This is a genomic window from Enterobacter hormaechei subsp. hoffmannii (assembly GCF_001729745.1).
GTDB lineage: Bacteria > Pseudomonadota > Gammaproteobacteria > Enterobacterales > Enterobacteriaceae > Enterobacter > Enterobacter intestinihominis.
In genome coordinates this window covers 2,755,421-2,781,977 of the sequence record NZ_CP017186.1, presented here as the reverse complement: position 1 = coordinate 2,781,977, position 26,557 = coordinate 2,755,421, and the positions used below count along the sequence as shown (strand labels likewise).

28 protein-coding genes and 2 pseudogenes are annotated in these 26,557 nt (G+C 55.1%); 9 read left to right on the top strand and 21 right to left on the bottom strand.

Translation table 11 applies throughout. The features are described from left to right. Positions 1 to 30 precede the first annotated feature (30 nt). Positions 31 to 1,464, top strand: coding sequence for a DNA cytosine methyltransferase (locus BFV65_RS13135; protein WP_113787992.1), 1,434 nt, complete (start codon positions 31 to 33; stop codon positions 1,462 to 1,464). After that, positions 1,445 to 1,936, top strand: coding sequence for a very short patch repair endonuclease (locus BFV65_RS13130; RefSeq protein WP_022648562.1), 492 nt, complete (start codon positions 1,445 to 1,447; stop codon positions 1,934 to 1,936). Before BFV65_RS13135 ends, BFV65_RS13130 begins: the two co-directional genes overlap by 20 nt. On the opposite strand, the gene yedA is transcribed toward BFV65_RS13130, so the two are convergent. Next, the gene (gene yedA, locus BFV65_RS13125; RefSeq protein ID WP_058646935.1) at positions 1,908 to 2,822 is read right to left on the bottom strand and encodes a drug/metabolite exporter YedA; all 915 of its coding nucleotides are present in this window, start codon (positions 2,820 to 2,822) and stop codon (positions 1,908 to 1,910) included. The genes BFV65_RS13130 and yedA overlap by 29 nt on opposite strands. Before the next feature lie 175 nt (positions 2,823 to 2,997). Here yedA and BFV65_RS13120 point away from each other — a divergent pair, with 175 nt between their 5' ends. The 3 genes from BFV65_RS13120 to dgcQ all read left to right on the top strand — a co-directional run bounded on the left by BFV65_RS13120 (position 2,998) and on the right by dgcQ (position 5,957). After that, on the top strand, positions 2,998 to 3,912 hold the full coding sequence (locus BFV65_RS13120) for a DUF808 family protein (RefSeq protein WP_169441341.1): 915 nt from the start codon (positions 2,998 to 3,000) through the stop codon (positions 3,910 to 3,912). Between the two features lie 77 nt (positions 3,913 to 3,989). Beyond that, positions 3,990 to 4,172 carry a YodC family protein gene (locus BFV65_RS13115; RefSeq protein WP_022648559.1) on the top strand — a complete coding sequence of 61 codons (183 nt, stop codon included), beginning with the start codon at positions 3,990 to 3,992 and terminating at the stop codon, positions 4,170 to 4,172. Between the two features lie 84 nt (positions 4,173 to 4,256). Next, positions 4,257 to 5,957 (top strand): cellulose biosynthesis regulator diguanylate cyclase DgcQ, encoded by a 1,701-nt coding sequence (gene dgcQ, locus BFV65_RS13110; RefSeq protein ID WP_069596733.1) that lies wholly within the window; start codon positions 4,257 to 4,259, stop codon positions 5,955 to 5,957. On the opposite strand, the gene BFV65_RS13105 is transcribed toward dgcQ, so the two are convergent. Together BFV65_RS13105 and yodD are read right to left on the bottom strand one after the other, a co-directional pair. Then, positions 5,942 to 6,742 carry a mannosyl-3-phosphoglycerate phosphatase-related protein gene (locus tag BFV65_RS13105; RefSeq protein ID WP_032624016.1) on the bottom strand — a complete coding sequence of 267 codons (801 nt, stop codon included), beginning with the start codon at positions 6,740 to 6,742 and terminating at the stop codon, positions 5,942 to 5,944. The genes dgcQ and BFV65_RS13105 overlap by 16 nt on opposite strands. Before the next feature lie 296 nt (positions 6,743 to 7,038). Further along, on the bottom strand, positions 7,039 to 7,266 hold the full coding sequence (gene yodD / locus BFV65_RS13100; protein WP_017383339.1) for a YodD family peroxide/acid resistance protein: 228 nt from the start codon (positions 7,264 to 7,266) through the stop codon (positions 7,039 to 7,041). Positions 7,267 to 7,394: 128 nt separating this feature from the next. Here yodD and dsrB point away from each other — a divergent pair, with 128 nt between their 5' ends. Beyond that, entirely contained in the window at positions 7,395 to 7,583 is a 189-nt protein-coding gene (dsrB, locus tag BFV65_RS13095; RefSeq protein WP_003859583.1) for a protein DsrB, read from the top strand. A gap of 98 nt (positions 7,584 to 7,681) precedes the next feature. On the opposite strand, the gene rcsA is transcribed toward dsrB, so the two are convergent. From rcsA to fliF, 14 genes and pseudogenes are all read right to left on the bottom strand, one after another. Further along, the gene (rcsA, locus tag BFV65_RS13090) at positions 7,682 to 8,305 is read right to left on the bottom strand and encodes a transcriptional regulator RcsA (protein WP_022648556.1); all 624 of its coding nucleotides are present in this window, start codon (positions 8,303 to 8,305) and stop codon (positions 7,682 to 7,684) included. 290 nt (positions 8,306 to 8,595) lie between these two features. Further along, a pseudogene (gene fliR / locus BFV65_RS13085) lies at positions 8,596 to 9,388 on the bottom strand (flagellar biosynthetic protein FliR); the annotation flags it as partial. Positions 9,389 to 9,394: 6 nt separating this feature from the next. After that, on the bottom strand, positions 9,395 to 9,664 hold the full coding sequence (fliQ, locus tag BFV65_RS13080) for a flagellar biosynthesis protein FliQ (RefSeq protein WP_003859587.1): 270 nt from the start codon (positions 9,662 to 9,664) through the stop codon (positions 9,395 to 9,397). A gap of 10 nt (positions 9,665 to 9,674) precedes the next feature. Beyond that, a complete protein-coding gene (gene fliP, locus BFV65_RS13075) occupies positions 9,675 to 10,412 on the bottom strand; it encodes a flagellar type III secretion system pore protein FliP (protein ID WP_022648554.1) in 738 nt (245 codons plus the stop codon). After that, entirely contained in the window at positions 10,412 to 10,786 is a 375-nt protein-coding gene (gene fliO / locus BFV65_RS13070) for a flagellar biosynthetic protein FliO (protein ID WP_023306522.1), read from the bottom strand. Before fliO ends, fliP begins: the two co-directional genes overlap by 1 nt. A 2-nt stretch (positions 10,787 to 10,788) precedes the next feature. Further along, positions 10,789 to 11,202 carry a flagellar motor switch protein FliN gene (gene fliN / locus BFV65_RS13065; protein ID WP_003859592.1) on the bottom strand — a complete coding sequence of 138 codons (414 nt, stop codon included), beginning with the start codon at positions 11,200 to 11,202 and terminating at the stop codon, positions 10,789 to 10,791. Next, entirely contained in the window at positions 11,199 to 12,203 is a 1,005-nt protein-coding gene (fliM, locus tag BFV65_RS13060; protein ID WP_006811158.1) for a flagellar motor switch protein FliM, read from the bottom strand. Before fliM ends, fliN begins: the two co-directional genes overlap by 4 nt. A gap of 4 nt (positions 12,204 to 12,207) precedes the next feature. Further along, a complete protein-coding gene (gene fliL / locus BFV65_RS13055) occupies positions 12,208 to 12,678 on the bottom strand; it encodes a flagellar basal body-associated protein FliL (RefSeq protein ID WP_003859598.1) in 471 nt (156 codons plus the stop codon). Positions 12,679 to 12,784: 106 nt separating this feature from the next. Then, positions 12,785 to 14,000, bottom strand: a pseudogene (gene fliK / locus BFV65_RS13050) (flagellar hook length control protein FliK). Beyond that, complete coding sequence (fliJ, locus tag BFV65_RS13045) at positions 13,997 to 14,440, bottom strand: flagellar export protein FliJ (protein ID WP_006811155.1); 444 nt, start codon at positions 14,438 to 14,440, stop codon at positions 13,997 to 13,999. Before fliJ ends, fliK begins: the two are co-directional and overlap by 4 nt. Positions 14,441 to 14,461: 21 nt before the next feature. Then, the gene (gene fliI, locus BFV65_RS13040) at positions 14,462 to 15,832 is read right to left on the bottom strand and encodes a flagellar protein export ATPase FliI (protein ID WP_032624018.1); all 1,371 of its coding nucleotides are present in this window, start codon (positions 15,830 to 15,832) and stop codon (positions 14,462 to 14,464) included. Beyond that, complete coding sequence (gene fliH / locus BFV65_RS13035) at positions 15,832 to 16,539, bottom strand: flagellar assembly protein FliH (protein WP_022648550.1); 708 nt, start codon at positions 16,537 to 16,539, stop codon at positions 15,832 to 15,834. The genes fliI and fliH overlap by 1 nt, the downstream gene beginning before the upstream one ends. Next, the gene (gene fliG / locus BFV65_RS13030; protein WP_003859608.1) at positions 16,532 to 17,530 is read right to left on the bottom strand and encodes a flagellar motor switch protein FliG; all 999 of its coding nucleotides are present in this window, start codon (positions 17,528 to 17,530) and stop codon (positions 16,532 to 16,534) included. Before fliG ends, fliH begins: the two co-directional genes overlap by 8 nt. Then, positions 17,523 to 19,205 (bottom strand): flagellar basal-body MS-ring/collar protein FliF, encoded by a 1,683-nt coding sequence (fliF, locus tag BFV65_RS13025; protein ID WP_022648549.1) that lies wholly within the window; start codon positions 19,203 to 19,205, stop codon positions 17,523 to 17,525. The genes fliG and fliF overlap by 8 nt, the downstream gene beginning before the upstream one ends. Before the next feature lie 228 nt (positions 19,206 to 19,433). Between fliF and fliE the strand changes: the two genes are divergently transcribed. Together fliE and yedD are read left to right on the top strand one after the other, a co-directional pair. Beyond that, positions 19,434 to 19,748: a flagellar hook-basal body complex protein FliE gene (gene fliE / locus BFV65_RS13020; RefSeq protein ID WP_069596732.1), complete on the top strand. Its 315-nt coding sequence runs from the start codon at positions 19,434 to 19,436 to the stop codon at positions 19,746 to 19,748. 75 nt (positions 19,749 to 19,823) lie between these two features. After that, complete coding sequence (gene yedD / locus BFV65_RS13015; RefSeq protein WP_022648547.1) at positions 19,824 to 20,237, top strand: lipoprotein YedD; 414 nt, start codon at positions 19,824 to 19,826, stop codon at positions 20,235 to 20,237. Between the two features lie 506 nt (positions 20,238 to 20,743). Here the strand turns inward: yedD and amyA are convergent. The 4 genes from amyA to fliD all read right to left on the bottom strand — a co-directional run bounded on the left by amyA (position 20,744) and on the right by fliD (position 24,554). Then, positions 20,744 to 22,231: an alpha-amylase gene (gene amyA / locus BFV65_RS13010; RefSeq protein WP_069596731.1), complete on the bottom strand. Its 1,488-nt coding sequence runs from the start codon at positions 22,229 to 22,231 to the stop codon at positions 20,744 to 20,746. Between the two features lie 98 nt (positions 22,232 to 22,329). Beyond that, complete coding sequence (fliT, locus tag BFV65_RS13005) at positions 22,330 to 22,701, bottom strand: flagella biosynthesis regulatory protein FliT (protein ID WP_006811148.1); 372 nt, start codon at positions 22,699 to 22,701, stop codon at positions 22,330 to 22,332. Continuing rightward, a complete protein-coding gene (gene fliS, locus BFV65_RS13000; RefSeq protein ID WP_003859616.1) occupies positions 22,701 to 23,111 on the bottom strand; it encodes a flagellar export chaperone FliS in 411 nt (136 codons plus the stop codon). The genes fliT and fliS overlap by 1 nt, the downstream gene beginning before the upstream one ends. Before the next feature lie 30 nt (positions 23,112 to 23,141). Further along, complete coding sequence (gene fliD / locus BFV65_RS12995; protein WP_063853253.1) at positions 23,142 to 24,554, bottom strand: flagellar filament capping protein FliD; 1,413 nt, start codon at positions 24,552 to 24,554, stop codon at positions 23,142 to 23,144. A gap of 268 nt (positions 24,555 to 24,822) precedes the next feature. Between fliD and BFV65_RS12990 the strand changes: the two genes are divergently transcribed. Beyond that, positions 24,823 to 26,532, top strand: a complete 1,710-nt coding sequence (locus BFV65_RS12990; protein ID WP_045346616.1) for a FliC/FljB family flagellin — start codon at positions 24,823 to 24,825, stop codon at positions 26,530 to 26,532. The last annotated feature ends 25 nt before the right edge of the window (positions 26,533 to 26,557 follow it).

Below are 26,557 nucleotides of genomic sequence, written 5' to 3'. Positions count from 1 at the left end.
GTTTTCTGTCTTTATTGTCCGGTTAAGAGAATGCAGGAAAATCGATCAGTGACTGTGCCCGCGCCTGAGCGGGTTGAGAAATCAACGGCAGCCGTGCAGGCACTCCTGCGTCAGCTGCTGGAAATGTATGATGCTAAAACGCTGGCAAACCAGCTGGTGGCACATGGCGAGAGCCACTGGAGCCCGGCAATACTCAAGCGGCTGCTGATAAGCGACAGGGCAGGGCACCGCCTGAGCGACGGCGAGTTCCGTTATCTGCGCAACCTGCTGCCGCGCCCGCCTGCTGCGCATCCGAATTATGCCTTTCGCTTTATCGATCTCTTTGCCGGTATTGGCGGCATTCGCCATGGCTTTGAAGCTATTGGCGGGCAGTGCGTGTTCACCAGTGAATGGAACAAACATGCCGTCCGCACCTATAAGGCGAACTGGTACTGCGACCCCGACGAGCACCAGTTTAATGCCGACATCCGCGACGTCACCCTGAGCCACAAAACCGGCGTCAGCGACGAAGAAGCCGCTGAGCACATTCGCAACACCATTCCGGCGCACGATGTGCTGCTGGCAGGCTTCCCGTGTCAGCCGTTCTCACTGGCTGGCGTGTCGAAAAAGAACGCGCTGGGACGCGCACACGGCTTTGCCTGTGATACGCAGGGCACACTGTTCTTTGATGTTGCCCGGATTATTGATGCCCGCCGCCCGGCAATTTTTGTGCTGGAGAACGTCAAGAATTTAAAGAGCCATGACGGCGGCAAAACCTTCCGCATTATCATGCAAACGCTGGATGAACTGGGTTACGACGTGGCGGATGCAGAGGACATGGGGCCTGACGATCCGAAAATTATCGACGGCAAACACTTCCTGCCACAGCACCGCGAACGCATCGTGCTGGTGGGATTCCGCCGCGATCTCAATCTGAAAGGCGATTTTACGCTGCGCGATTTGCCCTCGCTGTATCCGGCGCGCCGTCCGACAGTGGCCGATCTGCTGGAGCCCGCCGTCGATGCGAAATTCATTCTGACGCCAGTGCTGTGGAAATACCTCTATCGCTATGCCAAAAAGCATCAGGCCAAAGGCAATGGCTTTGGGTTTGGCATGGTCAATCCGCTTAATCCTGACAGCGTGACGCGTACGCTGTCGGCGCGCTATTACAAAGATGGCGCGGAAATTCTTATCGATCGGGGCTGGGATAAGGCGCTGGGCGAAAAAGATTTCGACGACCCTCAGAATCAACAGCACCGACCGCGGCGCTTAACGCCGCGCGAGTGCGCCCGCTTAATGGGCTTTGAGGCGCCGCAGGGCTACAGTTTTCGCATTCCGGTGTCGGATACACAAGCCTATCGTCAGTTTGGCAACTCGGTGGTGGTGCCAGCCTTTGCCGCCGTCGCAAAACTGCTGGCCTCACGCATCAGCAAGGCCGTTCAGCTGCGTCAGAGTGAGGCCGTCAATGGCGGACGTTCACAATAAGGCCACGCGGAGTAAAAACATGCGTGCCATCGGCACGCGTGATACCGCGATCGAAAAACGGATCGCTGGCCTCCTTACCTCCATCGGGTTTGAATTCAGGGTTCAGGATGCCACGCTTGCCGGGCGTCCTGATTTCGTGATCGATGCGTACCAGTGCATCATCTTTACCCACGGCTGTTTCTGGCATCATCACGACTGCTATCTGTTTAAAGTCCCGGCGACACGCACCGACTTCTGGCTGGAGAAGATTGGCAGGAACGTCGAGCGTGATAAACGCGATGTTTCGCAGCTTTACGCCCAGGGCTGGCGGGTGCTGATTGTCTGGGAGTGCGCACTGCGCGGAAGAATGAAGCTGAATGACGTGGAACTGACGGAGCGGCTGGAAGAGTGGATCTGCGGCGGCGGTCAGGCCGCGCAGATCGATACCCAGGGCATTCACCCGATCACGGTTTCTCCACCTCACACGCCGTGACAATCGGTTTCGCGGGCAGTAAATATTTACCCAGCGTGACCAGCACCACGGCAAAGACAATCACGCCCAGCGCCAGCCATTCAATCGTCGACAGCACTTCGCCCGCAAAACCGGTACCCAGAAGCACGGCAACCACCGGGTTAACGTAGGCGTAGCTGGTGGCAACCGCCGGTGAGACGTTGCGGATCAGGTACATATAGGCGTTGATGGCAATAATCGAGCCAAACAGGGCCAGATACCCGACGGCCAGGAAACCTGAGAGATCTGGCATTGCCGTCAGTTTTTCACCCGTCAACGCCGAGGCAATCAGCAGCACGATGCCTGCCGCGAGCATTTCAATGGCACCCGCCATCATCCCGGAGGGCAGCTCAATGCGGGAGCCGTAGACCGAGCCGAAGGCCCAGCTCATCGAGCCGATCATGATCATAACGGCAGCCCAGGGGTTTCCGCTCAGGTTACCGCCGCTGTTCAGCATGATAATACCCACAAGCCCAATCGCGATGCCCAGCCATTCGAGCTTACGGGTGCGGATCCCGAACAGACGACTAAAGCAGAGCGTAAACAGCGGCACGGTCGCGACGACCACGGCGGCGATGCCCGACGGCACGTTCTGGTGTTCGGCGACGGTTACTGCGCCATTGCCCACCGCCAGCAGCAGCAGGCCAATCAGGGCGGCGTTAAGCAAGGGACGCAGCGGCGGTAGCCTGTGACCGCGCAGCAATAAAAACGCCATCAGCAGCACGCCAGCCATAAGGAAACGAATACCGGCCATCATCAGCGGGGGCCAGCTTTCCACGCCAATACGAATGACAAAGTAGGTGGATCCCCAGATGATATACAGGGAAAAAAGTGCTCCAATGAGCGGTAATAAATGCCGAAAACGCATAGTCCCTCACGACGAAATAAAAAGTTCGCTCATAGTTAACGCCAAAACTATCGGGCTGGCGAGTGCTTTAATTGTGTTGTTAATGTGAAATTTTTGTTGACGTGAGGTGCCTGTTTCCGGGCGGTGAGTTTTGTTCCATACTATTCACTTAATTAGCAAAAAAAGAAGGATAGAGATTTTGGCAGGAAGTAGCTTATTAACATTACTGGACGATATCGCCACCTTGCTGGATGACATTTCAGTCATGGGGAAACTGGCAGCGAAAAAAACCGCCGGGGTACTGGGGGATGACTTGTCACTTAACGCGCAGCAGGTCAGCGGCGTGCGGGCGAACCGTGAGCTGCCGGTGGTGTGGGGCGTAGCGAAAGGGTCCTTTATTAACAAGGTGATCCTTGTTCCGCTGGCGCTTCTCATTAGCGCCTTTATACCCTGGGCCATTACGCCATTGCTGATGATTGGCGGGGCGTTCCTGTGCTTCGAGGGTGCCGAAAAAGTGTTGCATATGTTTGCCGCACGCAAAGAGAAAGACACCCCGGAAATGCGCCAGCAGCGTCTGGAAGCGCTGGCCGCGCAGGATCCAAAAACGTTCGAGCGCGATAAGGTCAAAGGTGCGATCCGTACTGACTTCATCCTTTCGGCCGAGATTGTGGCGATTACGCTTGGGATCGTATCCGAAGCACCGCTGATGAATCAGGTCATGGTGCTTTCGTTGATTGCCATTCTTGTAACGGTTGGGGTGTATGGGCTGGTCGGTCTGATCGTCAAGCTGGATGATATCGGCTTCTGGCTGGAAAAAAAATCCAGCGCCATTGCCCGCGTTATCGGCAAAAGCCTGCTGGTGCTGGCGCCGTGGCTGATGAAAAGTTTGTCGATAGTGGGAACTCTGGCGATGTTCCTGGTCGGCGGCGGTATTATCGTGCACGGCGTTGCTTCGCTGCATCATGCAATTGAACATCTGGCGTCGGGACATGGTTCGGTGATCGCCGCCATTCTGCCGACGCTGCTTAACCTTGTGTTGGGCTTTATCGTAGGTGTCATTGTGGTGGCAGTGGTCAAGCTGGTAGAAAAAGTACGCGGAAAATCGCATTAATTTTTGCTGACCCCGGATGCAAAAAGACCATTCCTCGTCTAAATTGAAAACGTTTCACCCTGATACAGGAGGCAGGTATGGTCTTTTTGGTCAGTGATGAAGTTAAGCCAAAGAATGGTGGTCCATGCATGATTGTCACCGGTTATTCCAGTGGAATGGTGGAGTGTCGGTGGCATGACGGATACGGCATTAAGCGGGAGGCTTTTCGTGAAGATGAGCTTCAGCCTGGTGATAAAAGGCAAAAACGCGATAAGGCTTAATCACACAACGCCCGGCCTTGCCGGGCGTTTTTACTGGCAGAAGACTTATCATATCGGATGGTGAGCGACACTCAGGGAGTGCGTGTGCAGCACAATACCTTTGTTGTAAAACAATCTTTTTTGCAGTGGCTGCATAAGCGTAGCAATCCCCGTTTGGTTGTTAACCTCTGTTTTATCGTTGTCCTGATCTTTTCCACCCTCCTGACCTGGCGCGAAGTTGTGGTACTGGAAGATGTCTATATCTCCAGTCAGCGTAACCATCTGGAAACGGTTGCCAGTGCGCTGGACAGACAACTCCAGTTCAGCGTCGATAAAATGCTGTTTTTTCGCCACAGCATGCGTGATGCGCTGGAAACGCCGCTGGCGTTTGGCGTGCTACATGATGCGGTAAAGCGTTTTGCCCGTTTGCGCGCATCCCCCACATGGCAAATTGAGGTTGATAAACAGCGCACATTGCCGATCAACGGTGTGTCTGATGCCTTCGTTGAAAAGACCACCCTTCTGAATCGCGATGATGAGTTTCTTGATAATGAACTGTCCGCCGCGCTTGAAGTGGGGTATTTATTGCGTCTGGCATCCAGTTCTTCCGGCAACGAAGAGCGCGTGATTTATGTCTCTCGCGCCGGATTCTTTCTGGAAACGGATACGCCGGAAAATGCCAGCGATATCGTGCAGCGTTACTACTATCTGGTCACTCAGCCCTGGTTTACCCAACAGTCCGAGCGTGAGAACCGTGCGCGTGCCGTGCGCTGGTTTATCTCGCCTCCTTCCTCCTTTGTGGGCAAAAAGCCGCTGATCACCGCCAGTGTGCCTGTTTATTACAATCACGTCTGGTATGGCGTGGTGGCGATGGATTTCACCTTTGCCACCCTGCGTCGTCTGCTGGTGGAGGCCGTAGGCGATAACCCGGAAGGGGAATACCAGCTGTATGACAGTCGTCTCACCCTGCTTGCGACGTGTGGATCATCTGCTGCGGACGTTAATCATTTTGACGCGCCCGAACTAGCGCAGATAGCGCACGCAATAGAATCGGATTCCGAAGGCGGCATTCGCCTGGGGAGTCGTTTTGTCAGCTGGGAGCGTCTCGACCACTTTGATGGCATCGTCCTGCGCGTGCACACCCTGGAAGAAGGGGTGCGCGGCGATTTCGGCAGCATCAGTATTGTGCTGGCATTGCTTTGGGCGCTGTTCACCGCGATGCTGCTCATCTCATGGCTGGTGATCCGGCGCATGGTCAGTAATATGTATTCGTTGCAGAATTCGCTGCAATGGCAGGCCTGGCACGACCCTCTGACCCGGTTGAATAATCGTGGGGCGCTGTTTGAGCGGGCGAAAATACTGGCGAAGCAGTGTGAACAGCAGGCGCTGCCTTTCTCTGTCATCCAGATCGATCTTGACTGCTTTAAGAGTATTAATGACCGGTTCGGGCACCAGGCGGGTGATAAGGTGTTGTCCCATGCTGCGGGGCTGATTGCCAGTACCCTGCGCACTAAAGATATTGCTGGGCGCGTCGGCGGCGAAGAGTTCTGTGTAGTGCTGCCCGGCATGACGCTTGAAGAGGCAGCGGAAGTTGCAGAGCAGATCCGTGAGCGTATCGACAGCAAAGAGATCCTGATTAAGAAAAGTACTACCCTGCGCGTGAGCGCGTCGTTTGGCGTCTCTGGCGCGCAGGAGAAGGGCAATTATCACTTCGAAAATCTGCAATCCACCGCCGATGCGCGTCTGTATGAGGCGAAACAGCGCGGGCGTAACCGGGTCATCTGGCAGGATCACGTTAAAAAGTAATCAAGCCCCTCGCGCCAGCCGGCCGGTCCGGTGTGCTGAGTGCGATAAACCCGTGTGGGATCGTTGTTCTTAAGGCTGACCCCCTCCCGGTTGAAGCCTTTCACCACCACGGCGAAGGCTACGCTGTCCAGCAGAGGGGCATCATTGGGGCCGTCGCCCAGGCCCAGCGTTGTCGGGTCAAATCCGTCGTGCAGGTGATACTGTTCCACAAGCCAGTGCACCGCCACGTCTTTGCCACAGCTCGTGTCCAGAATATGCCAGAAGCGAGCACCCGGGACGATCTTCAGCCCCTGCCGGGCCAGTTCGGCTGCGAAGCGTTTCATTTGTTCATCACTGTCACGCCAGATCAGCGTCACGGAAGCCTCGTGTTTACGTGCAAGCGCCGCACGGGGACGGCTTAGCCCGGTCCATTCGGCGACCACGCGCTCATCCACATCGTCGAAGGTGGTGAATTTCAGATGCATCTTCTGGCGTACCCGGGCAATAAACTGCCAGATATCGTCATGCTTCTTTTCTGAGATGAACCGTGCGGCGTTTTCCCACCGTACGTCAGGCTGGATCACCGCGCCGTTTTCCGCAATGTAGGGCAGCCCGCCAAGGCCAAGTTCCTGCTGGATGTCACGCATTTCGGACGCGGTTTTGCTGCTGCACAGAATGACTGGTACCTGTTCATCCTGTAATCTCTTCAGCCAGGAAGCGGCAGGCTGCCAGTCGAGAGTGTGAAAATCCAGCAGCGTACCGTCGAGATCGGTAAAGACGAGCAGAGTCTCCTTTAGCGAAGGCATAACGTCTCCTGAATAATGATGTTCATCTAAGAAAAGTCTTAAAAAAACTCAGCATTGATGTCCCGTTGAAGTGGAAACGATCCCGATAAACCCACACGCGGCGCATGTTTATACTCATAACCAAAATTCACATGTATAAAATATAATATTCGCTAAGAGAATATATGCTTGTAAGAGAAATCTGTTGGGGATAATGTCTTACCTGCATCAGATTTCCTGGTGTAACGAATTTACAAGTGCTTCTTGCATAAGCAAGTTTGATCCCGGTCATCCCCATGACCGGGATTTTTTTCGCCTTAGCGGTTCGTTTCCGAGACGCTAAAGTCATGGATATCCAGCTCGAATGCTTCAGCCAGTTCACGGTAGGTATGGTAATCACGACCATTGACCACGACACGGTCTGAATTATCCTCCGCGCGATGAACTTCGGACTCACTGATTTCATTAATGGCGGCAAGCAGGGCATCGACATCCACTTCCACCTCACGCTTAATGGTGTCGCTGTACTCTTTGTCAGTCTTCATGGCGGGCTCCTCATTTAACCGTCTCAACAGCTAAGTATAGACCGCACACAAAAACGCCATTCGCGTCAGGCGGCGATGCCAGCCAGGGTAATTTGTTCTACACTGGCTCAAAACCACAGGAGGAATGTATGAAGGTCAACGATCGGGTAACCGTCAAAACGGACGGTGGGCCGCGCCGCCCGGGCGTGGTGCTGGCAATAGAAGAGTTTAATGAAGGCACAATGTATCTGGTGTCGCTGGAAGATTACCCGCTCGGCATCTGGTTCTTCAACGAACTGGGGCACCCGGATGGGATCTTTGTGGAAACGGCGGAATAGGTCGGCGTCGGGGGCGTCTTCTCCCCGGCCCGGCTGCTGAAAAGCAAAATCTCTGGCCAGGCCAGAGATCAAGGTAGGGTACAACATGGCCGTGCAAATTAGCGCATATTAACGAAAATCCCATTCGTCACATTATCTGTCAGGCGTACGACATGGTATATCACTTGCTTATTATGCGTTTTAATTTTCCTTTTAATATTTCCTTTGTGTGACGATACTGTTTTTGCCTTGATATTCATCTGGTCTGAGATCTGAATTGTCCCTTGTCCAGCCATCCACATTCTTAGCATACTTGATTCAGTTCTGCTTAATGATAGGGTGGGTAAGTTAACCGCCCCTACATTCTTAACTTCTTTATTCAAATAATCGCCCAGAATGTCATCAAGCGACTCTGGTTTAATCGATTTCGAACTGATTAATAAGTTTTTACGCACCAACAAATACTCATCGAAATGAATATTGGCGATGGCCATAAAAACAATAAACAGGGTTCTGGGATGCTGATTAATGATCTGCTTAATGTGCTGACTGTTAGCGGGGTCGTGAATGAAACAGTCCTCATTAATAAACACCACGCCGGGCTTGTGAGTCTCACAAGCGGCTGCGAGTTCTTCAACGGTGTGTGCATCGTTGATGTCTCTCTTTCTTACCCCTCTGCTTGCTAAGTACCCGGTTAACCCTAGCCGGGTGTAGCTGCATAAATCCATAATGATCGTTGACATGGCATACCCTCACTCAATGCGTAACGATAATTCACCACCTGCCTGAGAGCTCATAAACAGCCATACGGGATGGAAAAAATCTAATAAAACCTGTGAGCATGACAAAGACTTTCAGGCGAACTCACTATCCCGTAAAGTTACGTATAATTTGCCAGGAATCATCTTAAAGTAAAGTAAATATTAAGTATTGTGAGGTGGTTAGAAACATTTAAACCGCGTCAGATATATCCTGGTAGATGTTTTTCAAGATTATTTTTAGGAATATCCTCAGAAAGACATTGCAAACACTGCGGGTTATTATTTGCGTGGAAGTTCGCTGACAATATCCGCTAAGAGATTGAATATCTCGCTGAATAAATGCTCGCAGAAGGGGGCGATAAGTGGCATCAATAATGACATTAATAAAAGGCCAACCGTCAACGTCACCGGAAAGCCGATGACGAATACCGACAGCTGCGGGGCCATTCGGTTGAGTAAACCCAATGCGAGGTTAACGGTGAGCAACAGGGTTATGACAGGCAGCGCCAGCATCAGCCCGTTGAGGAAGATCAGCCCGGCAGCCCGCACCAGCGCCAGAAAAGCGTTACTGTTCACCGGGTTGTCGCCAATCGGCAGCGTGTGGAAGGTGTCCACCAGCATAGAGATGAGCCACAGGTGGCCGTTGAACGAGAGAAACAACAGCATCGCCAGCAGGTCGATAATACGCGCCAGCACGGGCATATTCAGATGGCTGCCCGGGTCAACGAACGTCGCGAAAGACAGACCCATCTGCAAACCGATCAGTTCGCCCGCCGTTCGTACCGCGGCGAAGGCGAGCTGCATCGTAAATCCGACCGCCACGCCAATCATCACCTGTTGCAGGGCAATCCAGATCGCATTCGGGGAAAAAATCGGAATATCCACCGCCGGCAGGGAAGGGGCAACGATAATGGTGATAACCATGCCCAACCCAATTTTGATGCGTTTAGGCACCGACTTTTCACTGAGTATGGGGGCGGTGGAGATCAGCGCCATGATGCGCAGCATCGGCCAGAAATAGATCCCGAGCCACTGAACAAACTGATCGCTGGTGAATTGCAGCATCGTCCGTCAGCCGATGATGTAAGGCAGATTGGTGAACAGGTTGCGCATGTAGTCCAGCAGCAAATTGAGCATCCAGGGCCCGGCAACGATAATCGCCACGAAGACGGCGATGATCTTCGGGATGAACGACAGGGTCATTTCGTTAATCTGCGTGGCGGCCTGAAGAATACTGATAATCAGACCGGTTACCAGCGCAACCAGAAGCAGGGGCGCGGCGACGGCAATCGCGACTTTCATCGCTTCCGTGCCCATCATCATGACCGACTCAGGCGTCATTGCGCGTTCCTCAACTGTAGAAACTCTGCGCCAGCGAGCTGACCAGCAGCTGCCAGCCGTCGACCAGCACGAACAGCATGATCTTAAAGGGCAGGGCAATGGTTGCGGGCGGGACCATCATCATCCCGAGCGCCATCAGGACGCTGGCGATCACCAGGTCAATAATCAGGAACGGAATGAAAATGGTGAAGCCAATCTGGAACGCCGTTTTCAGCTCACTGGTCACATACGCTGGCAGCAGAATGCGCATCGGCACCGCTTCCGGTCCCTGTAACTCGCCCGTGTTAGCGAGACGGGCAAACAGGGCCAAATCCGCTTCGCGCGTTTGGCGAAGCATAAATTCACGTAATGGCTGAGCCCCCTTTTCCAGGGCAACCTGCATGGAAATTTTATCTTCGCTGAACGGCTGGTACGCCTCGGTGTAAATCTTGTCGATCACCGGCGACATAATGAAAAAGGTCAGGAACAGGGCTAAACCCAGCAGCACCTGATTGGGCGGCGCGGACGGCGTGCCGAGCGCATTTCGCAGCAGACCAAACACAATGATGATGCGGGTGAAACTGGTCATCATCAGCAGGATCGCCGGGATAAAGGTCAGCGAGGTGATGAACACCAGCGTCTGCACGGAGAGGGACCAGCTTTGTCCCCCGTTCGCCAGCGGCGTGGAAACCAGCCCCGGCAGCTGCGCATACACAGAAGGTGCGAACAGGCCCAGACCTGCCAGCGTAAGCAATAACAAACGGCGCATCAGGATCTCCCGGAACGCTTGAGCAAACTCTTCATAACGGACTGAAAATCCGCAGGGGCCTGGGCGTTAGCCTCCACCGTGACAGGCGAAGGGGGCAGCGTGTGAAGAACGTTAATGCTGGAGGCAGTCACGCCCAGCACCAGTCGCGCATCTTCCACTTCCACAATGACCACGCGCTCGCGTGGCCCGAGTGTGGTGCTGGCGCTGACCTTCAGTCCGCGCGTGCCGGCCGTTTTCCCCGCCAGCCCGAAACGCTTTGCCAGCCAGGCGGCGATAAGGATAAAGGCAATAATACCGAACAGCGCGCCGCTCACCTGAAGCAGCGGGGAGCCGGGTACGGCGGAGGGCGCGGACAGTGTTGCCTGGGTTTTCATACTTAACGGCTCAGGCGACGCATACGTTCGGAAGGGGTAATGATGTCGGTGATACGTACGCCGTATTTATCGGCCACCACCACTACTTCGCCCTGTGCAATCAGGTAGCCGTTGATCAGAATATCCAGTGGCTCACCCGCTAAACCGTCAAGCGCCACCACGGAACCCTGCGTCAGGCGCAGCAGCTCTTTAATAGTCATGCGGGTGCGGCCCAGCTCAACGGTCAGCTTGACCGGAATGTCCATAATCAGGTCGATGTCCTGTAACGTCCCGCTGACGTCGCCGCCGCCTAACTGCTGGAAGACCGCGTCTGCCGCGCTTTTCGTCGGCGTCGTTTTTTGCTCGTTTAACGCGTCAGCCCACAGATCGTCCAGTGCTCCGCTGTTTTCATCGGACGGATTGTTCATGTCACTCATTTGGGCTGTTCCTCATTCAGCGAATTCAAAATCGGGTTGATCAAGTGCTCAACGCGTAACGCATACTGGCCGTTAATTGTGCCGTACTGGCTTGTCAGCACGGGTACGCCATCCACATGGGCAATAATGCGGTCGGGTTTATCTATCGGCAAAACGTCGCCGGGTTGTAATTTCAGGATCTGCGATAACCGCATGGAGATGTCGGCAAAGTTAGCCACCAGCTCCAGCTGCGAGTGCTGAACCTGGCGCACCAGGTTCTCACGCCAGTTCTGATCTTCATGGCGTGAGTTCTCCAGCGGCGGGTTCACCAGCAGTTCGCGCAGCGGTTCAATCATGCTGAACGGCAGGCAGATGTTGAACTCGCCCGTCAGGTTGCCGATCTCGACGTGGAACGGGGTGTTCACCACGATGTCATTCGGTGAGGTGGTGATGTTGGTAAACTTCACCTGCATCTCGGAACGCACGTACTCCACTTCCAGCGGGTTAATCGCTTTCCACGCGTCGCTGTAGGATTCCAGCGCCAGCTTCAGCATGCGGTTGATAACGCGCTGTTCGGTATGGGTAAACTCGCGGCCTTCCACTTTGGTCGGGAAACGGCCATCGCCACCGAACAGGTTGTCCACTGCGATGAATACCAGGCTTGGCGAGAACACCACCAGGCCGGTACCGCGCAACGGTTTCAGATGGATCAGGTTAAGGTTGGTTGGCACCGGCAGGTTGCGGGCAAACTCATGATACGGCTGAATGCGGATCGCACCGACGGTGATATCCGGGCTACGACGCAGCAGGTTAAACAGCCCCATTCGGAACTGACGTGCGAAACGTTCGTTGATGATCTCCAGCGCCTGTAAACGCTCGCGCACCACGCGACGCTGGGTATTGGGATCGTAGGGACGAATATTATCGTCGCCGGTCAGACCCGGCTTCGGATCGTCACTCTTATCGCTGTCGCCATTGAGCAGCGCATCGATTTCTGCCTGAGAAAGAATACTGTCGCCCATGTCGTTACCGCAGAATGAAGGCTGTATACAGAACGTCAGTGACTTCCTGCTTAGGTTGGCCGTTGACCAGCGGGGTCGCCAGCGTCTGTTTGATCGCATCGACCAGCTTTTGCTTGCCCACATCGGTGGCGAGCGCGGAGGCATCCTGACGAGAAAACAGCAACAGCAGACGGCTACGCACTTCTGGCAGGTAGTCGTTCAGACGTGCACGGGTCGCTTCATCTTTCAGACGCAGCGTAATGCCCACGTAAAGCACGCGATCCGCATCGCCGAGGTTCACGGTGAACGTATCCAGCGGGTAGAAGACCGGCGCCGGTGGAGGCGGCGCTTCAGCTTTGGCGGCTGCGCTGGAGGGTTCCTGCTGCATACGCCAGTAACTGTAGCCTGCGGTGGCGCAGGCCGCGAGGGTAATCAACACCAGCAGCGGGATCCAGATGGAACGCTTGCTTTTTTTGGTGATAGCGGAGTCTGTCATCTGATACGAGCTTCCTGTTTCGGTACAGCTTAATACGGTGATTATCCCGTGTCCGGCTTAGGTCAAAGCGTGGAAAAGACGGGGATAATCACGTTACCTCTGGCGTTTAGGCAAAGATGTCTACGGCACGGCTGCCGCGCGCGGCGGATTGCAGGGCGGCAGGGGTTGGCAATAACTCTTCGCTCTCCTCGCTAAACCCGCCATGCTGGCCTGAACGCGAAGCGTGCTGTTGTTGCCCGGATGAAGATTGCTGCTGCCCGGCAAAGCCTTCGCTGCTGACGCTGCTTTGGGAAAGCTGAATGCCGTTTTCCGCAAGCTGCGTGCGCAGGATCGGCAGGGCCGCTTCCAGCGCCGCACGAACGTGGCTGTGGGGCGAAACCATCTGCAACTGCGCCTGGTTGTCATCCAGCTTAAGCGAAATTTGCACCTGACCCAGATCTTCCGGGTGCAGGCGTAGCTCTGCGGTCTGTTGGCCCTGTCTGGTGAACAGGGTGATGTGCTGGCTTAGATTCTGCTGCCATTCGTGCGTGCCCAGCGGCTGGCTTAACACCGGCGCGGTCGCAACGGTAGCGGCAGACTGGGGGGTTGCCAGGTGACTAACGATCGGGGCCAGCGTCGCGGTTGGGCTGGCGGCAGACGACGCCGTGCTCACTACGTCCTGCTTCTCCGCGACGGCGGCAACAGCTGGCGTAACGGCTGCCGTGGCGGGCAGCGACGTGTCGCTGTCCTGAACCGACGTTTTTTCCTGACCCGTTAACGCATGGCTAAGCGGCTGATGCTGGCCGTTGTCCGTCTGGGCTAGCGCAGAGGGGAGGGCGGCACGAGGGGCGACCTCCCCGGTGCTTGCTGGCTGCGTCGCCATTGGGGTGGTAGTCTGCTGGTGCGGCAACATCGCCATCAGCGCGCTTAACCCGGCCAGCTCCTCTTCTTCAGTCGTGGTCTCGCTGTTTGCTTTCGCGTCCGTCCGGGTCAGCGCCTTCAGCGCATCCGTATTCGCTGCGGGTTTCAGACCGGAGACGAGGCTTTGCAGGGAGACGGCGGTATCTTCATCAGTCAGGGTCTCCTGGCGGGAGAGCAGCTCGGCGATTTTGGCCTGGAGCGTGGTATCACCGTTTTTTTTCCTGTGCCGCTGTCGACAGCTTGCTTCCCGCCGCTTTCAGATCGGCCAGCGTCAGCGGAGCATCTTTGCCTTTGCCGGTGGTCTCGGTCAGCGCGCCCGCCAGCAGAGAGAGAAAATCTTGCGCGCCCTCAGCGCCTTTTCCGGTCAGCGTGCCGCCGGACGGGTCGCTGTCGGTCATCAGCAGTTGTTGCAGTGTGATCATTCTGGTTTCCTCATTGATGCGCGCTGGGCAAACTCATCCATTTTTTTCTGATCCAGACGGTTTTCCGCCAGGGTCGAGGCTGCAATCTGCCGGTCCTGTAAGGTTTGCCAGGCCTGCAACCGCTGTTTTTTCTCGCGCCAGAAATTCAGCGCGGTATCGACTTTTTGCGTCCACTGGTTAAGCTGCTGGCGATGCTGCTCAATCGCCTTTTCCAGCGTCTGGATAAACTGCTGATAGTTAATCCAGCGCTGGCTACCAATGCCCTGCGTCATGTCGGTGTTAAGGTTGGTGCGATATTCATGCTGATAGTCGATTAACATCTTCAACTGTTCTTCAGCCTGCTGGCACCCGCGTCGCATTGCGCCAAGTTGCAATGCGGCATCATCAACTTCTTTTTCAGCCAGATCTTTCAGCGTTGATAACGCGCTGTTCTGCGCCATGACCTTCGCCCTCCACCTGTGTTACACCTGCGGGAAAATCAGCTCCAGTGCCTGGAGGGAATCTTCCCAGTCGGCGCGTTCAAAAATACCCTGTTGCAGAAATGCCTCCAGCTGCGGCCACAGGGCAATCGCTTTATCGAGCATCGGATCGCTGCCTTTGGCGTACGCCCCGACGCTTACCAGATCGCGGTTGCGCTGGAAGCTGGAGAGCAGTTGTTTGAAGTTACGCACGCGGGCGTAGTGTTGTTCGGTGATCAAGGCCGTCATCGCACGGCTGATCGAGGCTTCAATATCAATCGCCGGGTAGTGCCCGGCTTCGGCCAGACGGCGCGACAGCACGATATGGCCGTCGAGGATCGCGCGCGCAGAATCGGCAATCGGGTCCTGCTGGTCATCGCCTTCGGTCAGTACCGTATAGAACGCGGTGATGGAGCCTCCGCCGCTGATGCCGTTCCCCGCACGCTCAACCAACGCCGGGAGCTTGGCGAAGACCGACGGCGGGTAACCTTTGGTCGCGGGCGGCTCGCCGATGGCCAGCGCAATCTCACGCTGCGCCATCGCGTAGCGGGTCAGGGAGTCCATAATCAGCAGCACGTGCTGGCCCCGGTCGCGGAAATCTTCCGCGATACGCGTGGCGTAGGCGGCACCCTGCATACGCAGCAGCGGCGACACGTCCGCCGGGGCGGCGATCACCACCGAGCGGGCGCGACCCTCCGCACCAAGAATGTTTTCGATGAAATCTTTGACTTCGCGACCACGCTCACCAATCAGGCCGACGACGATAACGTCCGCCTGGGTATAACGCGCCATCATGCCGAGCAGGACCGATTTACCCACGCCGGAGCCGGCAAACAGCCCCATACGCTGGCCGCGTCCCACGGTGAGCAGGGCGTTAATCGGCCGCACGCCGGTATCCAGTACGTGCTCGATTGGCGTGCGTTGCAGCGGGTTAAAGGGTTGGGTGATCAGCGCGCCGGTTTCGGTGGTATCAGGGGAGGGCAGGCCATCGAGCGGTTTGCCGCTCCCGTCCAGCACGCGGCCCAGCAGCGCCGGACCGAGCGGGAGCTGTTTGCCGCTTTGCAGGCCGTCACCGCTGATGTTTTTCGCGTAGACGCGGGCGCCGGGCAAAATCCCTTCCACTTCCTCAAGGGGCATCAGAAACAGTCGCTGGCCGTTAAACCCGACCACTTCACTTTCCACTTCACGCGTCTCACTCCCGTCCTGACGCTCAATCACGCAGGTGGCGCCGAGCGGAAGTTGCAGACCCGTGGCTTCCAGGACCAGACCGGTGGCACGCGTCAGGCGTCCATAACGACGAACGGATGGCAGCTGCGCCATCTTCGTTTCAAAATTATCGAGCGTGTTAAGCCAGCGCGTAAGGCGAGCGGTCATCAGACGACTCCCGGTGCCGCCAGGCGGCACAGTTCCTGCCAGCGGGTCGCGACGCTGGCATCCAGATCGCCCTCATCCGCCGAGACCTTACAGCCTCCGTGATGGAGCGACGGATCGCCGCGCAGCCGCCAGCCGTGCAGGCTCAGCGTCGCGCCGAGGCTCTCTTCCACGCGCTGCAAATCATCAGGATGCACGCGCAGCTGCGGTTTGCCGCTGAACAGCGGCTCCTGCTGGAGCAGCCCCTGGATCTGCTTAATCAGCGCGGCGTTATCCACGACCGGCGTCTGGCCGATCACCTGACGGGCCGCCTCCAGCGCCATCTGCATCAGGCGCGAGGCAATCACGCTGTCCAGCGCATCCAGCGTGTGCTGAAACTCGCTCACCAGCTGCTGCATGCGGGCATGCAGCGGCGCCTGCTGCTGGCGCGCCTGCTCAATGCCCTGCTCTAAACCTTTCGCCAGCCCTTCCTGATAACCCTGTGCGTGCCCGGTCTGACGGCCTTCGTTCATCCCGGCGTTGAAGCCCTGCTCGTGCGCCTGCATTTGCATCTGGGCCAGCATCTGGGCGCGCTGTTCCTCTTCACTCAGCTCGGGCACGCCCGCCCCGGCGTCGCCCTCATCGGACGACACTATGGCAGGGGTGAACTCTGCGGTGGGAGGGGAGAGGTCGTCAGGCGTCCAGCGCTTCCACGACAGTTCATCAGACATAGGTGTCGTCTCCGCTGCCAATCACCATCTCGCCGGTTTCTGCCAGACGACGAACAATAAGCAGGATCGCTTTCTGTTCGTTCTCCACCTGAGACAAACGCACCGGGCCACGGTTGGCCAGGTCGTCGCGCAGGATATCGGCCGCACGCTGGGACATGTTGCGCAGGAACTTCTCGCGCAGCGGCTGCTCGGCGCCTTTGAGGGCGATAAGCAGGGACTCCGAATCCACTTCCTGAAGCAGGCGCTGGATGCTGCGATCGTCCACTTCGACCAGGTTTTCGAACAGGAACATCTCGTCGATAATTTTCTGTGCCAGTTCGCCGTCGAACTCGCGCACTGCCGTAATAACCGCCTCTTCCTGCTGCGTTTTCATCAGGTTGATGATTTCCGCTGCCGTTCTCACGCCGCCCATTTTGCTGCGCTTGAGGTTCTGGCCGTCGAGCAGGTTGTTCAGCACTTCGGTCAGCTCCGCCAGCGCGGCTGGCTGGACGCCGCCGAAGGTGGCGATACGCAGCATCACGTCGTGGCGCAGGCGCTCGTCGAACAGCGCCAGAATATCGGCCGCCTGGCCCCGTTTGAGGTGGACCAGAATGGTGGCGATAATCTGCGGGTGCTCGTCGCGAATAAGATCGGCGGCGCTTTGCGGCTCCATAAAGTTGAGCGTTTCGATCCCGCTGGCGGTGTCGCGCGTTTCGAGAATATCTTCCAGCAGGCTGGCGGCGCGTTCTTCGCCCAGCGCCTTAACCAGCACGGAGCGCAGGTATTCGTTGGCGTTGACGTTGAGCGCAGCAAACTGCTCGGCTTCCTGCTCAAACTCCGCCAGCACTTCGGTCAGCTGCTTGTTGGAGATCTGGCGCACGTTGGCCATCGCCGCGCTGAGGATCTGCACTTCTCGCTGAGAGAGGTGTTTAAACACCTCCGCCGCGCGATCTTCGCCAATGGTCATCAGCAGGATGACGCTCTTATCGGTGCCTGTAAGCGTATTACTCATGTTCGTTACCCATCCAACCGCGGATGACCAGCGCGACGACGCGCGGATCGTTATCTGACATTTCGCGAATGCGCTGGCTCATCACCTCTGCGCCCATACGCTGGTTAGCACGACGCTGCTGCATCTGTTCATCTTTGCTGAGACGAACTTCAACCGCTTCTTCCTCGTCCGGACGCGCGTTCTTCTGTTCCAGCGCGGCTTTTTCGGCTTCAGCGCGACGCTGAAGCTGAGGACGGACACCCTTACGCCACAGCAGCCACGCGACAATCAGCACCAGCAGCCAGCGGCCTGCGGACATCAGCTGATCGAAGAACGCCTGCTGTTGCCAGAACGGCAGTTCGCCACCGGTCTCATCCACCGGGTTGAACGGTGAGTTCACAACGTTGAGGGTATCGCCACGTTTTTCAGAGAAGCCCATCGCTTCGCGGGTCAAATCTTCGATCTGCTTCATCTGCTCTGCCGTGAGCGGCAGCGGTTTACCGTCCGGCAGCGTTTTGTAGTTCACCACCACGGCAACAGAGAGACGCTGAATATCGCCCGTGTTCAGTTTGGTATGGCGGATAGTCCGGTCGACTTCGTAGTTGGTCGTTTCGTTACGGCTGCTGTTACGCGGGCCGGCACTGTTCGCGGTCGAGGTCGTCTGCTGATTCGTTTGCTGACCGTTCTGCGGGTTGGCCGGCGGCGTGGAGATTGGCGCGGCGTTGGCAGGCGCAGGCTGGTTAGAGAGCGCACCCGGCACACCGCCAGGATACTGGCCACCGACCTGTTCCGTCTCATTGATCTGACGCGAGCGTAACACGGCGCGAGAAGCATCCCCGTTCGGGGCGTACTGCTCTTCGGTCTGTTCTTTATTCGAGAAATCAATCTGCGCGGTGACCTGCGCATGCACGTTGCTGTTGCCCACCACCGGGCCCAGAATCGCTTCGATGCGACGCTGGAGACGGCCTTCCACGTCGGCAGCGTATTTCAGCTGGGCGTCGTTGAGATCGCGCCCGGCGGTGTTGGACTGCGTCAGCAGGTGACCGCTCTGATCCACCAGCGTAACGTTACCCGGCGGCAGACCGGCTACCGCACTGGAGACCAGGTGCGTGACGGCGCTGATCTGCCCTTCATCCAGCGCACGGCCAGGTTCGAGGTTAACCGTCACAGAGGCAGAAGGGGACTTTTGTTCGCGGACAAACAGGGACGGCTTAGGCATCGCCAGGTGCACGCGGGCACTTTTCACCGGGCCTAAGGTTTCAATCGTACGGGCCAGCTCACCTTCCAGCGCGCGCTGGTAGTTAACCTGCTCGCTGAACTGGCTGATGCCGAATTTTTCCTGATCCAGCAGTTCAAACCCAACCGCGCCGCCTTTCGGCAGCCCCTGCTGGGCGAGACGCAGGCGAAGCTCGTGCACTTTATCTGCCGGCACTTCAAGCGCACCGCCGTTATCGGCAAAGCGATACGGGATGTTCATCTGGGTCAACTGGGTGACGATGGCACCGCCATCCTGGTCGGAAAGGTTGCTGTAGAGCGTGCGGTAATCCGGGCTTTTTGCCCATAAGACCATCGCGACAACGATCGCAATGGCGGCAGCGCCTGCCACAATCAACGGGATCTTAGGGTTGGCGCGAAGGCGGTTCATCCACTCGAGTGATTTATTCTGCGGCGCTGTCGATGCTGCTGTCGCACTCATTGCGCACCTCTTAAATCCTGGTGGTTTACGTTATTCGTGTAGAGAAACAAAACTGACTCCCGGGTCGGCAAACACGACAAAAGTTCCATACTGATGGCCCTGCCATTATTTGATGATTCGGGATTTTCTATGCGTCAAATAACCTGGTTTTTTAACGCTATTTACCGCCATTATCTTATTGACAAGCTGTTAGTCTTGACCTCGTAAAAAACCATCCAGGGGAGAGTCATGACTATACAGGGCATTGAAGGGGTACTCAGTCAGTTACAGGCAACGGCGATGACCGCCCGTAATCAGAGCGTGGCTGACCAGCCGCAGGGCATTAGCTTCGCCGGTCAACTGCATGCGGCGCTGGACCGGATCAGCGATAAGCAAAACGCGGCCCGTACCCAGGCTGAGAGATTTACCCTCGGTGAACCCGGCGTGGCGCTCAACGATGTGATGGCCGATCTGCAAAAAGCGTCGGTGTCATTGCAGATGGGGTTGCAGGTGCGTAACAAGCTGGTGTCGGCGTATCAGGACGTGATGTCGATGCAGGTGTGAAACCTTCCAATCTTACGCTGGCAGCCTGATGGCTTTAATGCCACAATATTTTTTTCTTCGCATGCAGGAAAGATGATGAAAAAAGTAGCAATTGTGGCTGCAATGCTGACGTTAGCGGGATGCGTTCAGGTCGAAAACTATCAGGAAGTGGTTAAGCATCCGGCACCTTCGCATCTGGCAGGTTACTGGCAGTCGAAAGGGCCGCAGAGCGCGATGGTGAGCCCGGAGGCGATTGCCACGCTGGTGGTGACGCCAGAGGGTGATACCCTGGACTGCCGTCAGTGGCAGCGCGTTATCGCGGTGCCGGGTAAGATCATGCTGCGTTCAGATGATTATTATAACGTGACCGAAAAACGAGACGTCTATCCGCTCGATCGTGATGGGGCGGCGCTGGAGTATGACGGCATGGAACTGTACAAGGTTGATCGCCCAACGGTGGAATGCGCAGATTACCTGAGCAAGAATCCGCTGGAGAGTAAGCTTCCGTAACCGTTTTGGAGTTTGCGCCCTCTACCCGTGGTCTGAGGGATCTCCACAAAATAATGCCTTCACCGTCGGCCCCCTCTCCCTGGAGGGAGAGGGCTGGGGTGAGGGGGAACATACGGCTCTGGTGGTCATTCCGTTCACTTTATGTTCCTTGCTACTCTGTAGCGACATGAGCGGTGAACGTGCCAGGGTGGCTCAGTCGCCACCACCCTGGCGACCCGGGCTCCCGGCGGAAAATCGCCGCTTCGCGGTACCCTCAGCTTTTTCCTTCAGGCTATCGGGTCGGGCATGAGCCTGCATCCATGCAAGCCACGCCCTCTCGGCGCTTCCCTGCGCCTCGCCCCGGCCTTACGGAAACGCTTCGGCGATTTACAGCCGGACCAGGGCATCGCTGAAAGTCCTCAGTTATTATGAAGGCAACGTTATTGCTTCTGCTTTTAAATTACTGGAGATATCTCTCCCTGTGGGAAAGGGTCGGGGTGAGGGCATCAGGCCGCACCTTTCCCGTACTACAGCGCGTCTTCAATCACCCAGACGCTGACGCTTCCCCCGTTACAGAAGAACGTCCCTTCGCCATCCGCCGCCGTGGTCACGGTTTCCTCGCGGTTGCCTAAAAAATCCCGCCAGGTCTTATTGCCGTAATTCTCGCCGAGGCAGATCGTCTTCTCACCGTTATCACCATTCGACAGCACCACCACACAGCCCGGGTGCTCCTCTGTCCCGCTGCGGCTAAACGCAATGCAGTTTGGATGATCGAAAAAGAGGGTTTGCACGCCGTGGGCAAAACGCTGCCGGGCGAGGATCAGCTCGTGGAGCTGTTCAATCACCGGCATATCAATGTGATACGTCTCACCATCCCCGCCAGTGTCGTCATAGCTGGTGCCAAAAAGATCCGGGTAGAACACGCTCGGCACGCCGTTTTCACGCAGCAGGATGAGCGCGTAGGCCAGCGGTTTGAACCAGGCTTCAACCGGGGCTTCCAGCGCCTGCAAGGGCTGGGTGTCATGGTTGGCCACCAGCGTTACGGCATGGAACGGATCGGCTTCCACCAGCGTACCGGTGAAAATCTGGCTCATATCGTAGTCGCGTCCCTGGCGTGACGCTTCGTGAAATTTCATTTGCAGTGGCGCATCAAACAACATGGTTTTGCCGTCCACCTGATTGATGTATTGCTGCAATTTATCCACTTCGTGAGACCAGTATTCCGCCACAATAAATAGCGGCTGCGGGGCCACCTCCTGGACATGTTCAATCCACTCTTTATAGAACCAGGCCGGAATGTGTTTTACCGCGTCCAGGCGGAAGCCGTCGCAGTGGGTTTGCTCCATCACCCAGCGCGCCCAGTATTTGATCTCCTCCGTCACCGCGTGGTTGCGAAAATCAATATTTTCACCCATCAGGTAATCGAAATTGCCCATCTCGTCGTCGACCTGATCGTTCCAGCCTTCGCCGGTGTAGTCGTTAACGATTTTGAAGATACCGTCCTCACTGGGATTTTCAATGTGGTCGATACCGCTAAAGCATTTGTAATCCCAGATGAACTGCGAATACTGCCCGGCCCGAACGGGGAAGGTGTAGCGCGTCCAGGCTTCACATTCGATGATCTCATCGCTGATTTGGGTGCGATCCTGAGCATCCACGCGCTGCACGCGGACGGGTTCCTTTTCATCGGCCCCCATTTTATGGTTGACCACCACGTCCAGAAGCACCGCAATCTGGTTGCTTTTTAAGGCGTTGATGGCCTCCAGCAGCTGGGCTTTATCGCCGTATTTGGTGGCGACACTGCCTTTCTGGTCAAACTCACCGAGGTCGAAAAGGTCATAAGAGTCATACCCGACGGAATAGCCGCCGGATGCGCCTTTGTAGGCCGGGGGTAACCAGACCATATTGATGCCGATTTCGTTCAGGTTGGGGGCTAATGCCGTGACTTCTTGCCACAATTCACCGCCGGTGGGGTAGTACCAGTGAAAACATTGTAAAAGTGTTGGGTTGCGCATGCACCATCTCCATGAGGTCGCGAAACTCAAGTATGGAGCAGGTTTGGCAGAAATGCCTGGCGAACGAAACGGTTAACGCTTGCCCGCCAGTTAAATGGCTAATTAATATCGCTATTACTTTGCGGAACCAGGACATGACCGCCCTGATTACCGTAGGTGGAGAGAACGGTTTTCTGGATGGAGGATTGCCCAACCAGCTTCGCCAGCTCATCCATTCTGGCTTGCAGCAATGTTTTTACCTGGCCTTCGTTGTCCAGGATCACCCGCAGCGTCGGGCGAAGCTGCTCCTGAATCTGCATCGAAGGTTCACTTTCCTGAGTGAGACGAGCCAGTGAGTGCACCGCATTAACATAGTCGGTTTCACAGATGATTAGATCATCCCATAGTCCCTGCCGCGCCAGTCGCAACATCAACTGGCTCTGCTCAAGGAGTTGCTGATAAAGGGCATAAAGTTGCGGTGCGTTACTCATTAGACGGCGTCCTGCATCAGTTGTGGCGTACCGGCAACCTCCTTCCACCCGTCAGCGATATTGCGCAGCAGGTTTTCCACCTCTTCGATGGCGCTGGCGTCGTTATTCACGTTGGCGTGCAGGAGGCGACGTACCATATAGGCATAAAGGGCAATCAGGTTTTGCGTAAGCTCATCACCGTTATTTTCCACCAGGCCAACCTTCAGCCCGTTTTCGATAATGTTGATGGCTTTTGAGAGCGCCAGCCCTTTTGCCGGGATATTACCGTCTGCCAGGAACAGACGCGCGCGTACCAGCGCGCTGAGGGCTCCATCAAATAGCATGATAACCAGCTGCTGCTGGCTGGCGCTCATCACCGCGCTTTCAACTTCTATCTTTGCGTAGGCTTGCGTGCCTTTTGCGCCGTACATGTTATCCCCCTCGGGTCTGATTAGCGTTTACTACTTGTTACTGGACGTATTTTCGAACTGCTGCGTCAGGTAGCTGCTGGTAGAGTTCAGCGAGTTCATCATGACGTCTAATTGCGTAAACTGTTCTTTATAACGCGCTACCATGGTGTCGATACGCTCGCTGGCCGCGTTATATTGCTTAGTTAAATTGTTCAGGGTTTTACTGACACCATCTTTGGCAGCCTGAATGATGCCGGTGCTGGAGAGCCAACCTGTGAGGTTTGTTCCAACGGTGGTGGTGATACCGGATGTTTTCCCGTCACCGATCAGCAGGTCTTTGATACCAGCCGCGCTGTTTTTCATTGCCGCGCTAAGCTTGTCATCATCCACTTCCAGTTTACCGGTGCTTGGGTCGGTAGTGATGCCAGCTTGAGCCAGGGTCTTGATATTGGAACTGGTGTGAGGATTATTCAGCACGCTTCTCAACTGAGTCTGAATAGTGCGTAGCGTACTGTCGCCTAATAACGCGCCATTACTGGTATTCTGAGCGTCTGAACCCGCATCCACAGCAGTATATTTTGTGAGGCTGCTGAAAGTATCTTGCAGGGAGTTATACGCCGTCACCCAGTCGTTTATCGCTTTGGTCGCTTTAGTGTTATCGGTAGTGATCGTTAAGGTCTGATTGCCGGTTGTCACGTCGTTCAGGTTGAGAGTGATATCTTCCAGCGCATCACTGATTGTATTGCTGCTGTTTTCAATATCAACGTTATTAACTTTCAATAGCGCATTTTGGGCCGTAACGCTTTCCATCATGCCGTTAGTGGTATCTGCGCTATTACCGTTGTAGCCCATGAAGGACTGAAGTGCCGTATCGCCGCTGACACTAATAGTCATGGCATTGTCTTTACCGGTATCTTTTGACGTAATGGACAGACGATACTCACCATTACCGACGTTAATAATACTGGCACTTACGCCAGCATCCGCTTTGTTGATCGCATCTCGGATACCACTCAGAGATGAGTTTTCCGCACTGATATCAATAGTGACAGGTTTCTTGTCACCACCTTGCTGAATGGTGATGGTGCTGTCCGCCGTCGCAATCGCCGTTTTATTATCACTTTGCGTTTTAGCTGTTGTCAGGGTTTGCGCTTGCGCAAGCTGCGATACGTTAATGGTGTATTTACCCGCAATCGCGCTGCCGGTGGTTGTGGCACTGAAGGCTGTGCTGCTGCTGGCGGTGGTAGTCGCTGTAAACAGATCGGCTTTGCTAAGTGCAGTATTTGCCGTCTGGAAGGATTCCAATGCACTTTTCAGCGTGCCGTAGGCACTAAGTTTTGCTGTATAGGAAGTCTGCTGCTTAGAGATCGGCGTCAGTTGTGCTTTTTGTGCAGCGGTCAGACTGTCCAAAATGTCGCCTAACTGCAAACCTGATCCGACTCCCAACGTAGAAATACTTGCCATATTTATTCCTTAATGTAACGACACGTAGAACGAATAGTGGGGTTATCGGCCTCAACTCAGGAAAGTTTACGGTTAGGTTCAAATTTTTAATGGCGAGAATAACGCTATTGGAGAAGAGTATTTCTGTGGCTAAAAAAAATGATGCGATCCTGAAAAAAAATCTAAAGGTTGGTTTGGACCAGACGATAACACCATTGACGGCGATGAAGCCGAAGGGTGGAAACCCAAATCTAACCCACAGATTTGATGAACAACAGGAAACGTAATCATGGCACAAGTCATTAATACCAACAGCCTCTCGCTGATCACTCAGAACAACATCAACAAGAACCAGTCTTCAATGTCTACCGCCATTGAGCGTCTGTCATCTGGTCTGCGTATCAACAGCGCAAAAGATGATGCTGCTGGCCAGGCGATTGCTAACCGCTTCACCTCCAACATCAAAGGTCTGACTCAGGCTGCACGTAACGCTAACGACGGCATCTCTGTTGCACAGACGACTGAAGGCGCACTGTCTGAAATCAACAACAACTTACAGCGTATTCGTGAGCTGACCGTTCAGTCTTCTACCGGTACTAACTCCCAGTCTGACCTGGACTCAATTCAGGATGAAATCAAATCCCGTCTGGACGAAATTGACCGCGTATCTGGTCAGACCCAGTTCAACGGCGTGAACGTGCTGGCAAAAGACGGCTCCATGAAAATTCAGGTTGGCGCGAACGATGGCCAGACCATCACCATCGACCTGAAAAAAATCGACTCTGATACTCTGGGTCTGAACGGCTTCAATGTAAATGGTAAGGGTACTATTGCTAATAAGGCAGCAACTGTTAGTGATTTGACTTCCGCTGGGGCAAAACTGAATGCCACTACCGGGAATTATGATCTGACCACCACAAATAAAGATCTTACTACTGATGTTGCTTTCAGTAAGTTGAAAACAGGCGATACCGTTACAACTAACGGTGCTACTTATACTTATGACGCGAAAGCAGGTAACTTCACTACTACTAAGTCAACCGCTGGTGCTGACGAAGCAGCTAAAACTGCAAACCGTGATGCATTAGCTGCTACCTTAAAAGCGGATCCTGGTCAGACAGTAAGCGGTACTTATACCACTAAAGACGGTACCGTCAACTTTGATACCGACTCTGCCGGTAATATTACTATTGGCGGTAAAGCAGCTTACGTTGATGCTTCAGGTAACCTGACCACCAACAATGCTGGCGGCGCAGCAGACGCTACGATGAAAGCACTGCTTAAGACAGCTAGTGAAAATACTGACGGTGCGACCTTAAACTTCAAAGGTACTGAGTATACTGTTGCGCCAGGTGTTGATGCCACCGATACTGGAGTTGTGAGCTACAAAGCTACCGTTAGCTCCGATGTAGTTTTAGCTGAAACTAAAGCTAATGCTACCAATATCTCCATGAACTCAGGTGTTCTGACTAAAAACTTAGCCTTCGACGCGACAGGTGCTTCCACTGATAATACTTTTGTCGATGACGCAGGCAATATCACTAGCGTTGAAGACTACACAGTGTCTTATGCAGTTAATAAAGACAATGGAAATGTTACTGTTGCAGCTTATTCATCAGCGACAGATACGAACAAAACCTATTCTCCAACAATTGGAGCAGCAGTAAATGTTACCTCAACCGGTAAAATCACTACGGAAGCAACTAGCGTAGGTACTGCTACAACTGATCCTCTGGCATCACTGGACGACGCCATCAGTTCAATCGATAAATTCCGTTCTTCACTGGGTGCGGTACAGAACCGTCTGAGCTCTGCGGTAACCAACCTGAACAACACCACCACCAACCTGTCTGAAGCGCAGTCCCGTATTCAGGACGCCGACTATGCGACCGAAGTGTCAAATATGTCTAAAGCGCAGATCATCCAGCAGGCTGGTAACTCCGTGTTGGCCAAGGCTAACCAGGTTCCTCAGCAGGTTCTGTCTCTGCTGCAAGGCTAATCGCCTGATTACGCTTAAACCCCGC

What these genes read in the sequence shown, in the direction of transcription:
- BFV65_RS13105 (WP_032624016.1), bottom strand. Translation starts at nt 6,742, where the DNA reads ATGCCTTCGCTAAAGGAGACTCTGCTCGTCTTTACCGATCTCGACGGT.
- fliI (WP_032624018.1), bottom strand. Translation starts at nt 15,832, where the DNA reads ATGACCGCTCGCCTTACGCGCTGGCTTAACACGCTCGATAATTTTGAA.
- fliL (WP_003859598.1), bottom strand. Translation starts at nt 12,678, where the DNA reads ATGACAGACTCCGCTATCACCAAAAAAAGCAAGCGTTCCATCTGGATC.
- fliT (WP_006811148.1), bottom strand. Translation starts at nt 22,701, where the DNA reads ATGAGTAACGCACCGCAACTTTATGCCCTTTATCAGCAACTCCTTGAG.
- BFV65_RS13115 (WP_022648559.1), top strand. Translation starts at nt 3,990, where the DNA reads ATGGTCTTTTTGGTCAGTGATGAAGTTAAGCCAAAGAATGGTGGTCCA.
- fliF (WP_022648549.1), bottom strand. Translation starts at nt 19,205, where the DNA reads ATGAGTGCGACAGCAGCATCGACAGCGCCGCAGAATAAATCACTCGAG.
- yodD (WP_017383339.1), bottom strand. Translation starts at nt 7,266, where the DNA reads ATGAAGACTGACAAAGAGTACAGCGACACCATTAAGCGTGAGGTGGAA.
- fliP (WP_022648554.1), bottom strand. Translation starts at nt 10,412, where the DNA reads ATGCGCCGTTTGTTATTGCTTACGCTGGCAGGTCTGGGCCTGTTCGCA.
- BFV65_RS13135 (WP_113787992.1), top strand. Translation starts at nt 31, where the DNA reads ATGCAGGAAAATCGATCAGTGACTGTGCCCGCGCCTGAGCGGGTTGAG.
- yedD (WP_022648547.1), top strand. Translation starts at nt 19,824, where the DNA reads ATGAAAAAAGTAGCAATTGTGGCTGCAATGCTGACGTTAGCGGGATGC.
- fliQ (WP_003859587.1), bottom strand. Translation starts at nt 9,664, where the DNA reads ATGACGCCTGAGTCGGTCATGATGATGGGCACGGAAGCGATGAAAGTC.
- fliS (WP_003859616.1), bottom strand. Translation starts at nt 23,111, where the DNA reads ATGTACGGCGCAAAAGGCACGCAAGCCTACGCAAAGATAGAAGTTGAA.
- fliE (WP_069596732.1), top strand. Translation starts at nt 19,434, where the DNA reads ATGACTATACAGGGCATTGAAGGGGTACTCAGTCAGTTACAGGCAACG.
- fliG (WP_003859608.1), bottom strand. Translation starts at nt 17,530, where the DNA reads ATGAGTAATACGCTTACAGGCACCGATAAGAGCGTCATCCTGCTGATG.
- yedA (WP_058646935.1), bottom strand. Translation starts at nt 2,822, where the DNA reads ATGCGTTTTCGGCATTTATTACCGCTCATTGGAGCACTTTTTTCCCTG.
- BFV65_RS13130 (WP_022648562.1), top strand. Translation starts at nt 1,445, where the DNA reads ATGGCGGACGTTCACAATAAGGCCACGCGGAGTAAAAACATGCGTGCC.
- fliO (WP_023306522.1), bottom strand. Translation starts at nt 10,786, where the DNA reads ATGAAAACCCAGGCAACACTGTCCGCGCCCTCCGCCGTACCCGGCTCC.
- fliH (WP_022648550.1), bottom strand. Translation starts at nt 16,539, where the DNA reads ATGTCTGATGAACTGTCGTGGAAGCGCTGGACGCCTGACGACCTCTCC.
- fliD (WP_063853253.1), bottom strand. Translation starts at nt 24,554, where the DNA reads ATGGCAAGTATTTCTACGTTGGGAGTCGGATCAGGTTTGCAGTTAGGC.
- fliN (WP_003859592.1), bottom strand. Translation starts at nt 11,202, where the DNA reads ATGAGTGACATGAACAATCCGTCCGATGAAAACAGCGGAGCACTGGAC.
- fliM (WP_006811158.1), bottom strand. Translation starts at nt 12,203, where the DNA reads ATGGGCGACAGTATTCTTTCTCAGGCAGAAATCGATGCGCTGCTCAAT.
- fliJ (WP_006811155.1), bottom strand. Translation starts at nt 14,440, where the DNA reads ATGGCGCAGAACAGCGCGTTATCAACGCTGAAAGATCTGGCTGAAAAA.
- BFV65_RS12990 (WP_045346616.1), top strand. Translation starts at nt 24,823, where the DNA reads ATGGCACAAGTCATTAATACCAACAGCCTCTCGCTGATCACTCAGAAC.
- dsrB (WP_003859583.1), top strand. Translation starts at nt 7,395, where the DNA reads ATGAAGGTCAACGATCGGGTAACCGTCAAAACGGACGGTGGGCCGCGC.
- amyA (WP_069596731.1), bottom strand. Translation starts at nt 22,231, where the DNA reads ATGCGCAACCCAACACTTTTACAATGTTTTCACTGGTACTACCCCACC.
- rcsA (WP_022648556.1), bottom strand. Translation starts at nt 8,305, where the DNA reads ATGTCAACGATCATTATGGATTTATGCAGCTACACCCGGCTAGGGTTA.